Genomic DNA, 13,945 nt, shown 5'->3' on the forward strand with positions numbered 1-13,945 from the left:
AGAGCCGCGGGCTGCCCGGAGAGATGCCCCATGAAATTCTCGATCATCTATGAAGCGCAGATGGTGGATGCCAGTCGCGAAAACGAGCGCGCGGTGTTCCTCCAGATCGTCGAGCAGGCCAAGTTCGCCGAGGAGATGGGCTTCGACTGCATCTGGTGCGTTGAGCATACCGCGCTGACGCAGTACGCGCACATGTCTGCTCCCGAGACGGTGCTGGCGTTCATCGCCGGGGCGACGAGCCGCATCCACATCGGGCACGGCGTTGTCTGCCTACCGCCGGCGATGAACCATCCGGTCAAGGTGGCCGAGCGCATCGCCACGCTCGACATTCTTTCGAAAGGGCGCCTGCACTTCGGCGTGGGCAAGGGCGGCACGCAGCAGGAGGCCGGGACCTTCGGTTATGACCTGAACGAACTGCAGCCGATGATCGATGAATCGATGTACCTGATCCCCAAGATCATGGTGCAGGACGAGATCGAGCACGACGGCACCTACATCAAGATCCCCAAGCGTCCGATCCACCCGAGCCCGTGGCAGGACCCTCATCCGCCGATGTACATGGCCTGCACGCGCGAGAACACGCTGGTGGCGGCCGGCAGCCGCGGCATCGGCGCGCTGGTGCTGGGCTTTTCCGGGCCGGACGAGATTGCCAAGAAGAACGCGATCTATCGCGAGGCTTTCCGCACCCGCAAGGCCGAGGATCAGGTGGGCTTCCGCCCGACCGAACACCTTGCCGCGCTCTGCGCCGCGACCGTGCTGGATGACCGCGAGAAGGCGCGCAAGATCGGCCTGCGCGGCCAGCGCTTCTTCGCCGAGTCCATCGCCTACTGGTATCAAGGCGGAGCCAAGCCCTCCGTCGACGAGGACCTCGACGCCGAGGATCACGCCAAGGTGCTGGAGCAGGGCAAGCAGGCGACCATCGCCTACCTGTCCGAAGAGGCGATCCCGGTGGGGGACGAGCACCTTTCCAACTACACCGTGGCGCAGGACGCCTATGGCACGCCCGACGATTGCATCCGCTATGTCCAGCGGCTGAAGGACGCCGGCGCCAATGAGATCCTCTTCATCTTCCAGATGGGCGGCATCCCGCACGAGGTGATCATGGAAACCATCCGCAACATCGGCGAAAAGGTGATCCCGCACTTCAGGGCGCTCGAAGTGGCCGAAGCGGGAGAGATGGAAGCGGCGGAATAAGCCCTGTCAGTCCGCGCGCGCGCCGCCTATGCTGTGTAGATGGGCGGCGCTGTCGATGAAGGGTTTTCGGATCTGCTGGCCCGGCTTTATGCCGGGGTTGGCCCGGTGGGGGACGGGGAGGCGGAGCCGTGGCGCGGGTTTCTGGAAGCGCTGGCGCGGTGGATGCAGGCGAGCTTTGCCACGCTGATCATCACCGCGCCCGGCAAGCGCCAGCCCGCGACGTTTCTCACGCCGGGATCGGATGCGGAGTTCGATGCCGCCTATACCGAGACGCTGTTTGCCGAGGACCCGTTCCAGGGACTGAGCGACGGGGTGGTGACATCCTATGCGGAGTTCATGGCGCAGCTTCCGGACAGCGCATTTGCTACCTATCGCCAGGCGATGGCGAGCAGCGGGTTCGACCAGGTGCTGGGGATCGACCTGCACTTTGGCGGCGGCCATTCGGCCGGAAGCAGGGGAGGGCGGCCGGACGAGGGCCGCTATGAAGCGCGCTTCCGCGTCAGCCGGCACAATTCGCTGCCCGATTTCACGCGGGAGGAGCGGGCGCGGCTGCAGGCGCTGGCGCAGCATTTGCGTATTGCCGTTTCGCTGTTCGAGAAGCTGCAGTTCGCCGGGGCCGAACACGGCATGTTCCACGCCACCGCGCAAGGACTGGGCCTTGCGCTGCTGGTGCTGGATCGCAACCGGCGCATCGTCAGCAGCAACGCCTTGGCCGAGGCGCTGTTGGCAGAGGACGAAGGCTTGCGCCGGAGGGGCGACGAGCTGGTCCTTGCCGATGCGGCGCAGCACAAGCTGGTGGGCGAGCTGCTGGCGCAAGGGGGCGAGCGCGGACTTACCCGCTTCCGCATCGAGCGGCCAGGGCGGGGCGATCTGGTGGTAACGGCGCGGCCGGTAGAGCTGAACGCGATCCACGGCGGGGCCGGGGCGCTGGCGCTGTTCCTTGCCCGCCCGCACCGGCAGGCGGGGCCGGAAAAGGGCCTGGAGAACGGCAATGATCCTCAGGTGCTGCGCGACCTGCTTGGCCTGACCATGGCCGAGGCGCGTCTCGCCGCAGTGCTGGGCGAGGGGCTGAGCCTGGTCGAGGCGGCGCGGCGACTGGGAATCGCCCACAACACGGCGAAAGTGCAGCTGCGATCGGTCTTTGCCAAGACCGGGGTGCATCGCCAGGCGCAGCTAGTCGCGCTGCTGGCCTCCATCGGCGGATAGGCGACTCGCGCAATTCCGCCAGTTTGCGCGGGGCGGCTCTTATGTGTGGGCTTGAAAGGCATATGCGCAAATAAAAGACGCTTGAAATACGCAAATTGCGCGATACATAGGAGACAGGCAAGGCGATACGAGGTTTGGGAGAGCGATGTCCGACATGTTGCGCGATAACACTCGCCCGCAGGTGGTCGCCTCTCCCGATGCCGTGCTGGCGCCCGTGACCGGGCCGGGATCGCCGTTCGAGATCGGCGAGCGTGACGGCTTGCGCCAGTTCGTTGCCGCGCCGCCCGATCTCAACCTTCTGATCGAATCCGCGCGTCGGTTTGGAGACCGCACTTGCGTGGTCGATTTCGACAGTGCGGGCGCCGAACGGCGCATGTCCTACGATCAGGTATTTTCCTGGCGCGACCAGCTGGTGCCGATCCTGCACATCGCCCGCGGGGACCGCGTGGCCATTGCCATGCGCAACCGCGCCGAATGGCTAGTGGCGTTCCTTGCCGTGATGAAGGCGGGCGGGGTGGCGGTACTGGTCAACAGCCGTGGCTCCGGTCCGGAAGTGCTGGCGATGCTCGAAGATGTCGACCCGGCAGTGGTGCTGGCCGACAGCGAGCGCACTGCCGCGATCCGCGAGGCCGGGTTCAAGGGCCGGGTGCTCGACCTGACCAAGCCATTCAACGCCGACGAGCTGGCGCGCCGCACTGCCGATACCAGTCCTGATGCCAGTGTGGCAAAGGCTACCGACCCCTGCGCGATCCTGTTCACCTCGGGCACCACGGGCCGGGTCAAGGGCGCGGTGCTTTCGCATCGTAATGTCATCACCGGGCTGATGTCGACGCAGATGTCGGGCATGATCGTGCTGGGAAACATGGCGGCGCAGATGGGCACCACGCCCGAGGCGCTGATTGCGCAGATGCCGCAGCAGGCCTCGCTGCTGGTCTATCCGCTGTTCCACGTTTCGGGGCTCGGCTCGGGCTTCCTTTCGCCGTTCCTGGGCGGGGGCAAGGTGGTGATCATGCGCCGCTGGGATGCCGAGGAAGCGGCGCGGCTGATTGCTGCTGAACAGATCAGCATGTTCAGCGCCGTGCCGACGATGCTGTGGGACATCCTCCACCGCGCGCGGATCGACGGGACCAGCCTTTCATCCTTGCGCAACATCGGCTGTGGCGGACAGGCGCTGCCGGTCAACCTCGTCGAGGAAGTCCACGCGCTGTGCCCGCATGCGCAGATCGGCACCGGCTATGGCATGACCGAGTGCTCGGGCGCGATCGCGCAGGCTGTGGGGCCGGAGTTCATGGCGCGACCGGCGGCGGCCGGGCGCAAGCTCGCCATGGTGGAAGTGCGCATCGAAGGGCCGGACGGGCAGGTGCTGGGCGAAGGTGAGACCGGCGAGATCGTGGTGCGCGGCGCGCAGGTCATGCAGGGCTACTGGAACCGCCCGGAGGAGACCGCTGCCGTGCTGACCGAGGACGGCTGGCTGCGCACCGGCGATGTCGGGATGGTCGATAGCGATGGCTATGTCTTCATCGTCGACCGCAAGAAGGACATGGTCATCTCGGGCGGCGAGAACATCTACTGCGCCGAGGTCGAGCGCGTGCTGGGCACGATCCCCGGCCTGACCGAGTGCGCTGCCTTCGGCCTGCCTGACGAGCGGCTGGGCGAGCGGCTGGTCGCCGTGGTCATCGCGCCGAACATAGACGAGGCAGGGGTGATCGCATGGGTCGCCAGCCGCCTTGCCCGCTACAAGGCGCCCACCCGGGTCGCCGTCACTACCACGCCACTGCCGCGCAATGCGCTGGGCAAGGTCGACAAGATCGCCTTGCGCAAGCTGTGGCCGGAACTCTCTGGAGAATAACGAAATGGCCATGCCCACCAACATCGGCATCATCGACTGCATGCTCGGCATTCCCGATGCCGAGGACCGCGCCGAGTGGTTCGCGCCGTTCCGCCCGCTGATCAAGGACAAGCAGACGCTGGGCCAGTTCGCCATGCCCGCGCAATACATGTTCAAGGACATTCCGCAGTCGGGCAAGCAGGACGATTACCTCGCCTGGACCGTGGCGCAGATGGACAAGCACAACGTCGAGAAGGCGCTCGTCGGCTGGAACGAGAACGAAACCTCGTACCGCGCCAAGGAGCTCTACCCCGACCGCTTCTTCTTCGACCTGCCGGTCAACCCGAACAACGGCACCGAGGAAGTCCGCCGGATCAAGCGCATCCACGCCGAAGTCGGCCTCTCCGCCGTCTCGGTGTTCCCCTCGGGCACGCTCCCGCAGGTGGCGATCAACCACAAGTATATGTGGCCGATCTATTCCGCGTGCGAGGAACTGGGCCTGCCGATCCTGTTGAACGTCGGCATTCCCGGCCCGCGCATCCCGATGGAGACGCAGAAGGTCGAGCACCTCGACGAGGTCTGCTGGTTCTTCCCCGAACTGAAGGTGGTCATGCGCCACGGGGCCGAGCCGTGGGAGGCGCTGGCGGTGAAGCTGATGCTGAAATGGCCGAACCTCTATTATTCGACCAGCGCCTTTGCGCCCAAGCACTACCCCAAGGCGATCATCGACTATGCCAACACGCGTGGCGCCGACAAGGTGATCTACGCCGGCTACTTCCCGATGGGCCTCAGCCTCGATCGCATCATGTCCGACATGCAGAACGTGCCATTCAAGGACGAGGTGTGGCCCAAGTTCCTGCGCGAAAACGCGATGAAGGTGTTCGGGCTCTAAGCAATCCCAGGGAGCCGGGAAGTCTGCTCCCCCCAGTGATCGCCGGCATGCGGAGACAACCCCCGCCCCGGCAATTCAGGAGTGAAACCATGGCGGATCCAGTGGCAACAGATGCCCGCACCGCTCCAGTGGCGGTGTGGCAGATCCTCGAGAAGCTGAAAGGCAAGGACCTGACCGACTGGCGCACCGCGCCGGTACCGGGCCGTGCTTCGGTGGCAGAACGCAATCTCGACATCGGCTTCCCGCTCGGCTGGTATCCCATCGACCTTTCGGCAAACCTTGCCGTGGGGGAGGTTAAGCCGCTGCGCTATTTTTCGCAGGACCTGGCGATGTGGCGTGGCGAGGACGGCAAGGTCCGCGTCCTCGATGCCTACTGCAAGCATCTCGGCGCGCACATGGGCCATGGCGGCAAGGTTCATGGCAACCTGCTCGAGTGCCCGTTCCATGCATGGCGCTATGACGGGGAAGAGGGGACCGTGAAGGAAATCCCCTATTCGAAGTCGATCCCGCCGCAGGTGAAGCGCAAGTGTACGCGGACCTGGCATGTCACCGAGGCGAACCGCTGGATCTGGGTGTGGTATCATCCCGAGGACGCCGCGCCGCTTTTCGACGTGGTCCACCTGCCCGAGGCAACCGATCCTGAGTGGACCGACTACGACATCTACGAATGGAACGTCTACGGTTCGATCCAGAACATGGCCGAGAACGGCGTGGACGTGGCCCACTTCAAGTACATCCACGGCACCGCCAACGTGCCGCTGGGCGATCTGCGCTGGGGCGAATGGGGCCGCGGGGCCGACGTCAAGGCCAAGATGGGCACGCCGTGGGGCGAGGTCGACGGCCAGATCAGCTATGACACAATGGGTCCGGGGCAAAGCTGGACGCGCTTTACCGGCATTTCCGAGACGCTGCTGGTGGCCTGCATCACCCCGGTCGAACTGGACCATGTCCACGTGCGCTTCTGCTTTACCCAGCCCCGGGCTCAAGCCGAGGGTGAGCGGGCCGGCGTTGCCCGCGCCATCATCCGCGACATCTGCAAGCAGTTCGATCAGGACAAGGTGATCTGGGATCGCCAGAAGTTTGAGCCCAATGCCCTGATCTGCGAAGGCGACGGCCCGATCGCGCAATTCCGCAAGTACTATTCGCGGTACTACGTGAAGTGAAGACGACCAGACGGGAAGCCCTTGCCGGCGGAATTGCGCTTGCCGCAACCGCCGGCCTGCCGGGGAATGCGCACGCGATGAACGACGTCCTCGATACCCACGATTCTCTCGGGCTTGCCGAGCTGGTGAGAATGCGCAAGGTTTCGGCCAGCGAGCTGCTCGAAGCGGCGATTGCGCGGGCCGAGGCCCTGAACCCGCAGCTGAACTTCATGGCGCAGAAGCACTACGACTACGCGCGCAAGGCGATTGCGGCAGGCCTGCCGCAAGGGCCGTTCAGCGGGGTGCCGTGGCTGCTGAAAGACCTCAACACTTATATTGCCGGCGAAGTCACCGAGAACGGCAGCCGCCTCTACAAGGGCCAGCGCGCCAGCGTGACCTCCGAACTGGTGCGCCGCATCGAGCGCGCCGGATTCGTGATTTTCGGCAAGACGACCACGCCCGAGTTCGGCCTGACCGGCACGACCGAAAGCGTGCTCACGGGGCCGACGCGCAATCCCTGGAATCGGGAGCGGATCGCGGGCGGATCGTCGGGCGGCGCGGCGGCAGCGGTGGCGGCGGGTGTGATTCCGGCGGCGCACGCCACCGACGGCGGCGGTTCTATCCGCATTCCGGCTTCGGCCTGCGGGCTGTTCGGCCTCAAGCCCTCGCGCGGCCGGGTGCCGATGGGGCCGCTCAGGACCGAAGGCTGGGGCGGCATGTCGGTCCACCACGCAGTCAGCCGCACGGTGCGCGATTCCGCCGCGATCCTTGATGCGACGCACGGGGTGGAGCCGGGCTCGCGCTATAGCGCACCGACGCCGGAACGGCCGTTCCTTCGGGAGGTCGGGCGCGATCCGGGCAAGTTACGCATCGCGCTGATGCTCAGCCCGTATTCTGGCGCGCCGGTCGATCCGCAAGTGGTGGAGGCCACGAAGGCGGCAGCCAGGCTGCTCGAAAGCCTTGGCCACCATGTCGAGGAGGCAGCGCCGAAGATCGACATGGCGGCGATCGGGGCGAGCAGCTTTGCGCTGATGGCGTCGTCGGTCGCTGCCGATTGCGTGGACCGGGCCAAGGCGCTGGGCATTGAACTGGGCCCCGACGTGCTGGAGCGCACGACGCTCGATTTCGTGGCGATGGGCAAGAGCTACACCGGCATGGACTTTGCGCGCGGGAACAACGCCTACCAGGCGGCTGCCGTGACGATCGCGCAGTTCATGGAACGCTGGGACGTGATTCTTTCGCCTACGCTATCGGCGCCGCCGCTGCCGCTGGGCCGGATCGGCCTGGATACCGGCCGTTCGATGATGGACTGGGGCCGCGAGGTCGGCACGTTCACCGCGTTTACCGGCATCTATAACGGCACCGGGCAGCCGAGCATGTCACTGCCACTGGCAATGTCGCAAGATGGGCTGCCTATCGGCATCATGGTAACTGGCCGCTTTGGCGAAGAAGGGTTGCTCTTCCAGCTGGCTGGGCAGGTGGAACGCGCCGCGCCGTGGGCAGGGCGGCGAGCGAAGGTCTGAAGATGTAAGCCATTTTTCTGACCCCCCAGGTCAAGGCCGGGGGACGAAGAATCAAGGCTGGTCTTCGGCACTCGCATCCATTCCGCGCAAGTCCTCCACTGTGGCGATGGGTCCGATGGCGGCATTGTATTTTACCGTCTGGAGAACCAGCTCGGTTTCGGCTTCGCGGATGCCTTCCAGCGCCAGCACCCGGTTGGTGACGGCAGCTGCGTCTTCAAGGCTGGGCAGGACGCAGATGGCGATCAGCCGCAGCGCGGCGTTGGCGTCGTAGAGCGCGCGGACCTCGGGCAGGGCGAGCAGGCCTTCGCGCACGGCATCGAGCTTGCCGCTGGCGCATTTCACCGTCACGAACATCATATGTTGGCCGGCGTTGGTAGCGTCCAGTCCGCGCGCGATATCGACGATGGGGACGAGCTTGAGCAGCCCCGCGGTCTGCAGCCGCTTGACCCGCCCGCGCACCGTCCCTTCGGTGACGCCGAGGTCTGCGGCAATCTTGCGGAAAGAAAGACGCGCATCGTCGGCCAAGGCTTCGGCGATCTGTCGGTCTAGCTCGTCGGTCTGCGGGAACTGGTCGATCATGCGGCGATGGGGCCAACGGCGGTGTTGTAGCGGTAGACGGTGTTAAGCAGTTCGACGTCGACGTCCTCAACGCCTGCGATCCCGGCCGAAACGTCGCGCGCGGCCTCGATCATCTCGCGCGCGGCGTGGAAGGCATAGAGGCAGCTGACCGGGTAACGGCCCGAGGTAAGGTGTACTGACAGCACATGTTCGCGCTGTGCCAGTTCATGCGCAACCTCGAGCGGGGCGCGGCCGCTCACCTGAAGGCGGATGCGGGCAAGCAGACGATAGCCGTGGACGCGAAAGTCCGCCAGGGCAACGACGCGCATCAGCCCGGCGGCATCCATCGCCCGGATGCGGTTCGCTACCAGATTACCGGTCAGCCCCAGTTCCTCGCCGATCACCGTGGATTGCGCGCGTCCATCTCGCTGCAGCACTTCGATGATGCGCAGGTCGATATCGTCAAGCGTTGCACCTTTGGCGCGGCGTGTCGGCTTTTCTTCAGACAAGGCGTTCCCCCCGTTTGCGTAAGGTAGCCTAGAGCGCGCTACGCAGCGGGGCAAGGGCAAGCGGGCGGGCCGTGGCGATCAGCCGCGCGGTTCGCGAGGAAGACCAAGGCCGCGTTCGGCAATCAGGTTGCGCTGGATCTGGTTGGTGCCGCCGTAGATCGTGTCGGCGCGGCTGAACAGGAACAGGTTGGGCAGGACGTCCCATTCGTAAGATCCGCCGGCGGCCACTTCGCCCGCCTGGCCCAGTACGTCCATCGCCAGTTCGCCAAGGCGGCGGCGCCATGATGCCCACTGGATCTTATAGGTGAGGGCAGCGCCGTCGATGCTGGAATGATCGCTGTTCGAAAGCATCCGCAGCGCGCCGTAGCGCATCAGCCGCAGGCCGATTTCGGCGCTGGCGATGCGCTGGCGGATTACCGGATCGCGGTCCTTGCCGGTGGCCTTGGCCGCGGCGATGATTTCGTCCAGTTCGTTGCGGAAGCCCATCTGCTGGCCAAGCGTGGACACGCCACGCTCGAACGCAAGCAGGCCCATGGCGATCTTCCAGCCATCTCCTGGTGCGCCGATCAGGCTGTCGGCAGGGCAGCGCGCTTCGGTGAAGAAGGTCTCGTTGAACTCGGCATCGCCATTGATCTGGCGGATTGGACGGACCTCGATGCCCGGCTGATCCAGCGGCATCATCAGGAAGGTCAGGCCCTTTGGCCCTTGCGATCCTTCTTGGGTGCGGGTGACGACGAAGATCCAGTCGGAGATATGGGCGAGGCTGGTCCATATCTTCTGGCCATCCACGATCCATTCGCCATCTTCCAGGCGCCCCTTGGTGCGCACGCTGCCAAGGTCCGACCCGGCATTTGGTTCGGAAAAGCCCTGGCAGAAGATGGTCTTGCCGGCGGCGATATCCGGAAGAAAGCGGCGCTTCTGCTCGTCGGTCCCGAATGTGAGGATGGTGGGGCCGGCAAGCTCCACTCCGATGTGGTTGATGCGTCCCGGAACCCCGGCCCGGGCATATTCCTCGGCGAAGATCACCTGCTGCGCCAGCGTAGCATCGCGCCCGCCCCATTGCGTCGGCCAGCCGATGCAGCCCCAGCGGTGTTCGCCGAGCTGCTGCTCCCATTCGCGCCGCCGTTCGGGCATGGCGGTAAGCTGGGTCACGCCCCTGATATCGCGGAATTCGCCTGCCATCTGGCCCTGCAGCCACTCGGCGCATTCGGCGCGGAAGTCTTCGTCGGCGGCGGAAAATCCAAGCTTCATGTCGCTGCGCCTCAACCCGGCATGTAGAGCTGTGCGGCTTTGCCGCCATCGACGGGCAGGGCAGTGCCGGTGATGTAGCTGGCTGCGCTGGAGAGCATGAACACGATCGCCTCGGCCAGTTCGTCGGGTTCGCCGCCGCGCTGCATCGGGATGGCGCGGGTGGTTGCGGCCGCAAAATCAGGCGCGCGGCTTTCATAGTCCTGCGTCGCGGCGGTCTGCACCTGCCCCGGCACGATGGCGTTGATCCGGATGCCGAGCGGGGCACCTTCCATCGCCGCAGCTGCGGTGAAGTGGACCAGTGCGGCCTTCGAGGCCGAATAGCTTGCCATGTTGGCCAACGCCTTGATCCCGCAGGTGGAGGCGATGTTGACGATAGAGCCGCGCTGGCGACCATCAATATCCTGCTTCGCCATCACCGCCATTGCCGCCTTGGTGCCGACGAACACGGCATCGGCATTGACTGCGAAATCCTTGCGCCAGTGTTCCAGCGTCAGCTTTGAAATCGGCGCATAGTGGACCGACATGGCGTTGTTCACCAGCATGTCGAGCCGTCCATGCCGCGCGGCGACGTCTTCGATCACCGCAGTAAAGGCGGCATCATCGGAAACGTCGAGACGGACTGCTTCGACCTTCCCGACTTGCGCGATCTCGGCCCGGGCCGCTTCAAGCTTGTCCTCGCGGCGGGCGCAGATCACGACCGTGGCCCCGCGCGCTGCCAGCAGCTTGGCGGTTGCAAGGCCAATGCCGTCACTACCGCCGGTGACCACGGCCACCTGGCCGGTCATGTCATGAGCCATTGCTTTGCTTCTCCCGATTCCTTGATCTCAACGCAAATGCACCTGTTGCCACGCCAATGTCAACCTAATGCGCAAAATAACAGCTTTGCAATTTCGTATATCGGCCTTTCTAGGCGCAACCCACCGCTTTTTGCGGCATTTTGGTCAATTTTGACCATGCAGAGGAGGCGACACAAGCCGAGACGCATCCCGTCAGTTAAAATCTTCCTTGGAAACCAATGGCTTCTTGCGTAGAATGGCGCTCCTGATGTCTCTAATCGTGTAGGTGGCTCATGGTCCTGAAGCGAAAGACGCGGAGCCCCGAGGCGGTCGGCCCGACTGGCTTTACCGCCGCGGATGAGCGGTTACTGATCGCATTCGAACTGGCCGTCGTGATCAACGTCCTGGCCTGCATCGTCATCCTGCCAACCGTTGTCATGGAAAATGTGGCGCATAGCGCCGAAAGATCCGCGTCTTATCGCTGAATTTCATCAATGGCGCGGCTGCACGTTGACCAGGTTCGAAGGCGTCGGCAGCCCTCGCTTAGCTGAACCAGGCGCCACCGTTGACATTTATCGTGCTGCCGGTGGCAAAGCTGGCATCCTCGCTGGCGAGATAAGCCACTGCGCCTGCGACTTCCTCTGGCCGCGCAAGGCGCTTCATTACGCTATCCGCGGCGACGGCGGCTTTCACCTCTTCGGGCAGGGGCGCGTAGATCGGAGTCTCGGTCGCACCGGGGTTGACCGCGTTGACGCGAACTCCGCGCGGGGCAAGCTCGCGCGCCATGGCGCGTGTCATGCCGAGGACGGCGGCCTTGGCGGTGACATAGGGCACCGGGCCATTGCCGGCGAGCGCAGCGGTTGAGCCGATGTTGATGATCGAACCGCCTGCGCCTTGTGAAGCCATCATCCGCACTGCGGCGCGGCTGCAGCGGAAGGCGCCGTCGAGCGTGATGGACAGGACCTTTGACCAGCCTTCGTCAGCACAGTGGATGGTCTGGTCGGCAAAGGCAGTTTCATCGCCTCCCGCGCGGGCAGCCTGGCCTGCATAGAATTCGGCCATGCCATCGCCCGGCGCGCTTCCGATCCCGGCGTTGTTGACGAGAATGTCGATCCCGCCAAGCTGGTCAGCCACTTGCGCAAAGGCGGCGTCCACCGAGGCGGTGTCCGACACGTCGCAGGCCACGCCGATATGGGGCGCGGGCAGGACTGCGCCAGCCTTCTGCGCCGAAAGGTCCAGAATGGCGACCGTCGCGCCTTCATCCGCCAGCCGCCGGGCGATGGCTGCGCCGATGCCCTGCGCTCCGCCGGTAACGACGGCGCGTTTGCCTTGAAGTCTGTTCATGGTGTCCTCGCTCAACCCGCGCGCGGGTAGTCAGTGTAGCCGCGCGCATCGTCGCCGTGGCCGGTGTAGAATGTGGCGCGGTCCCCCTTCGCGAGCGGGGCGCCGGAACGGAAGCGCTCCACCAGATCGGGGTTGGCGATATAGGCGTAGCCGAATGAAACGGCCTCGGCCTTGCCTTGCGCAATCACCGCGTTGGCCTTGTCGAGCGTGAGCCCGCAGTTCTCGATCACCGCGCCCCGCCAGTTGGCGCGGACGAGTTCGAGGCTGTCGAACCCGGCATTGGGAATGTGGATCAGGTGGCAATATGCGAGGCCCATGCCGTCCACAGCCTTCAGCAGGGTCGTATAGGTCTCGGCTGGATCGGCGTCGGCCATGCCGTTGAAGGTAACGCCTGGGCAGATGCGGAAGCCGACGCGGCCCGCGCCAATGGCGGCGGCAATTGCGGAGAGGGTTTCCACCACGAAGCGGACGCGGCTCTCTGCGTTGCCGCCATAGGCGTCGCTGCGCTGGTTTGAATTGGACGAGAGGAACTGCATCGGCAGGTAGCCGGAGGCACAGTGCAGTTCGACCGCGTCGATGCCGGCGGCGCGGGCGTTGCGCGCAGCTGCGACATATTCGGCGATCACGCCGGGAATCTCGTGCGCTGCCAATGCGCGAGGCATTTCGGTGGCGACGGGGATGCCATCGGGGCCGGGGATCGGATCGGGGCAGGGGATCGCGCTGGGGGCGACGGTTTTTGCCTCCGGGTCCTTGTTGGCGCGAACGGCGGCGCGGCCAACGTGCATCAGTTGCATCGCAATGAGGCCACCTTCGGCATGAACCGCATCGGCCACCTTGCGCCAGCCGGCGACCTGTTCCGGCGAATGAATGCCTGGCGTGCGCCAGTAGCCCTTGCCGGTTGGCGACGGCTGAGTGCCTTCGGTGACGATCAGCCCGGCCGAGGCGCGCTGGCGGTAATATTCGACCATGAGTTCGGTAGGTTCGTCGCACGGTCCGGCGCGGTCGCGGGTCATCGGTGCCATGACTACGCGGTTGCGCAAGGCAAGATCGCCGATTTTCACGGGCGAGAATACATCGGCCATGGCGCTTAGCTCCGCACGCGAGGCTTGGGCAGTGGCGCGCCACGCCGCATCGTCTCGATGAACTTCTCGAGCGGAGCGGGCGGCTCTACAGGTCCATCGTGCGGCTGTCCCTGTCGGGCCCAGTAGGTCTTCCAGCTCGGGAACAGATCATGAAAGCTGCCGTGATAGGGTGGCACTCCGGGCCAGCGCATCTTGCGATCACCCACCGGTGCCTTGTTGATGTCGCTGGCGTACCAATAGAGCGGCAGGCGGCGGCGGAAGTACCAGCGGCCGTCGATGCGTTCATACTGGTCGAAGTACATCATCTGCATCAGCACCCACTCGGCGCCGCATTCGTGCTCGTTCTTGGAATAGACCACGCCTTGCGCATGATCGGGATCGTCGAAGTCTATGATGTGACCGCCGATATGGTGGCTGGTACCGTCGAACTGCATAGAGTGCGTTTCGTCGAACCAATCGCGCAGGGCTTTGCGTCCGGTCTTGCCGCCGCCGACACGCACGTCTTCGGGGAATAGGTTTACCCAGGCATCGCCGTCGCGCATGTCCAGAGCGAGCGAATACTTGGCAGGCAACTGGCGGATCGCGTCGAGGGACTCCAGCCGATCGATGCGGGCGAGGAGGGATGCTTCTGTCATGATGG

14 protein-coding genes are annotated in these 13,945 nt (G+C 64.9%); 7 read left to right on the plus strand and 7 right to left on the minus strand.

The genetic code is table 11. From position 1 onward, the window contains the following. Window positions 1–30 precede the first annotated feature (30 nt). From IM701_RS16490 to IM701_RS16515, 6 genes are all read left to right on the plus strand, one after another. On the plus strand, window positions 31–1,194 hold the full coding sequence (locus IM701_RS16490; protein WP_193828802.1) for an LLM class flavin-dependent oxidoreductase: 1,164 nt from the start codon (window positions 31–33) through the stop codon (window positions 1,192–1,194). Window positions 1,195–1,233: 39 nt separating this feature from the next. Then, window positions 1,234–2,400: a helix-turn-helix transcriptional regulator gene (locus tag IM701_RS16495; protein ID WP_193828803.1), complete on the plus strand. Its 1,167-nt coding sequence runs from the start codon at window positions 1,234–1,236 to the stop codon at window positions 2,398–2,400. A 145-nt stretch (window positions 2,401–2,545) separates the two neighbouring features. Further along, window positions 2,546–4,249, plus strand: a complete 1,704-nt coding sequence (locus tag IM701_RS16500) for a class I adenylate-forming enzyme family protein (protein WP_193828804.1) — start codon at window positions 2,546–2,548, stop codon at window positions 4,247–4,249. Window positions 4,250–4,253: 4 nt separating this feature from the next. Then, the gene (locus IM701_RS16505; protein ID WP_062345230.1) at window positions 4,254–5,120 is read left to right on the plus strand and encodes an amidohydrolase family protein; all 867 of its coding nucleotides are present in this window, start codon (window positions 4,254–4,256) and stop codon (window positions 5,118–5,120) included. 89 nt (window positions 5,121–5,209) lie between these two features. After that, window positions 5,210–6,283: a Rieske 2Fe-2S domain-containing protein gene (locus IM701_RS16510; protein ID WP_230487930.1), complete on the plus strand. Its 1,074-nt coding sequence runs from the start codon at window positions 5,210–5,212 to the stop codon at window positions 6,281–6,283. Further along, complete coding sequence (locus IM701_RS16515; RefSeq protein ID WP_193828805.1) at window positions 6,280–7,785, plus strand: amidase; 1,506 nt, start codon at window positions 6,280–6,282, stop codon at window positions 7,783–7,785. Before IM701_RS16510 ends, IM701_RS16515 begins: the two co-directional genes overlap by 4 nt. A gap of 51 nt (window positions 7,786–7,836) precedes the next feature. Here IM701_RS16515 and IM701_RS16520 read toward each other — a convergent pair whose 3' ends face one another. The 4 genes from IM701_RS16520 to IM701_RS16535 form a co-directional block, all read right to left on the minus strand. Then, a complete protein-coding gene (locus tag IM701_RS16520) occupies window positions 7,837–8,364 on the minus strand; it encodes an Lrp/AsnC family transcriptional regulator (protein WP_193828806.1) in 528 nt (175 codons plus the stop codon). Continuing rightward, window positions 8,361–8,852, minus strand: a complete 492-nt coding sequence (locus tag IM701_RS16525; protein WP_052242557.1) for an Lrp/AsnC family transcriptional regulator — start codon at window positions 8,850–8,852, stop codon at window positions 8,361–8,363. The genes IM701_RS16520 and IM701_RS16525 overlap by 4 nt, the downstream gene beginning before the upstream one ends. Window positions 8,853–8,930: 78 nt before the next feature. Next, entirely contained in the window at window positions 8,931–10,103 is a 1,173-nt protein-coding gene (locus IM701_RS16530) for an acyl-CoA dehydrogenase family protein (protein WP_193828807.1), read from the minus strand. Between the two features lie 11 nt (window positions 10,104–10,114). Continuing rightward, window positions 10,115–10,900: an SDR family NAD(P)-dependent oxidoreductase gene (locus tag IM701_RS16535; RefSeq protein WP_193828808.1), complete on the minus strand. Its 786-nt coding sequence runs from the start codon at window positions 10,898–10,900 to the stop codon at window positions 10,115–10,117. A 272-nt stretch (window positions 10,901–11,172) separates the two neighbouring features. Between IM701_RS16535 and IM701_RS16540 the strand changes: the two genes are divergently transcribed. Further along, entirely contained in the window at window positions 11,173–11,364 is a 192-nt protein-coding gene (locus IM701_RS16540) for a hypothetical protein (protein ID WP_062345238.1), read from the plus strand. A gap of 58 nt (window positions 11,365–11,422) precedes the next feature. Here the strand turns inward: IM701_RS16540 and IM701_RS16545 are convergent, their stop codons facing one another. From IM701_RS16545 to IM701_RS16555, 3 genes are read right to left on the minus strand one after another with little or no spacing between them, the layout of a single operon-like run. Beyond that, window positions 11,423–12,223: an SDR family NAD(P)-dependent oxidoreductase gene (locus IM701_RS16545; protein WP_039335989.1), complete on the minus strand. Its 801-nt coding sequence runs from the start codon at window positions 12,221–12,223 to the stop codon at window positions 11,423–11,425. An 11-nt stretch (window positions 12,224–12,234) separates the two neighbouring features. Continuing rightward, entirely contained in the window at window positions 12,235–13,305 is a 1,071-nt protein-coding gene (locus IM701_RS16550; RefSeq protein ID WP_039335991.1) for an alkene reductase, read from the minus strand. Window positions 13,306–13,310: 5 nt separating this feature from the next. Beyond that, entirely contained in the window at window positions 13,311–13,940 is a 630-nt protein-coding gene (locus IM701_RS16555) for a nuclear transport factor 2 family protein (RefSeq protein WP_039336058.1), read from the minus strand. Between the last annotated feature and the right edge of the window lie 5 nt (window positions 13,941–13,945).

This window comes from Novosphingobium sp. ES2-1, from assembly GCF_015169775.1.
Lineage (GTDB): Bacteria > Pseudomonadota > Alphaproteobacteria > Sphingomonadales > Sphingomonadaceae > Novosphingobium > Novosphingobium subterraneum.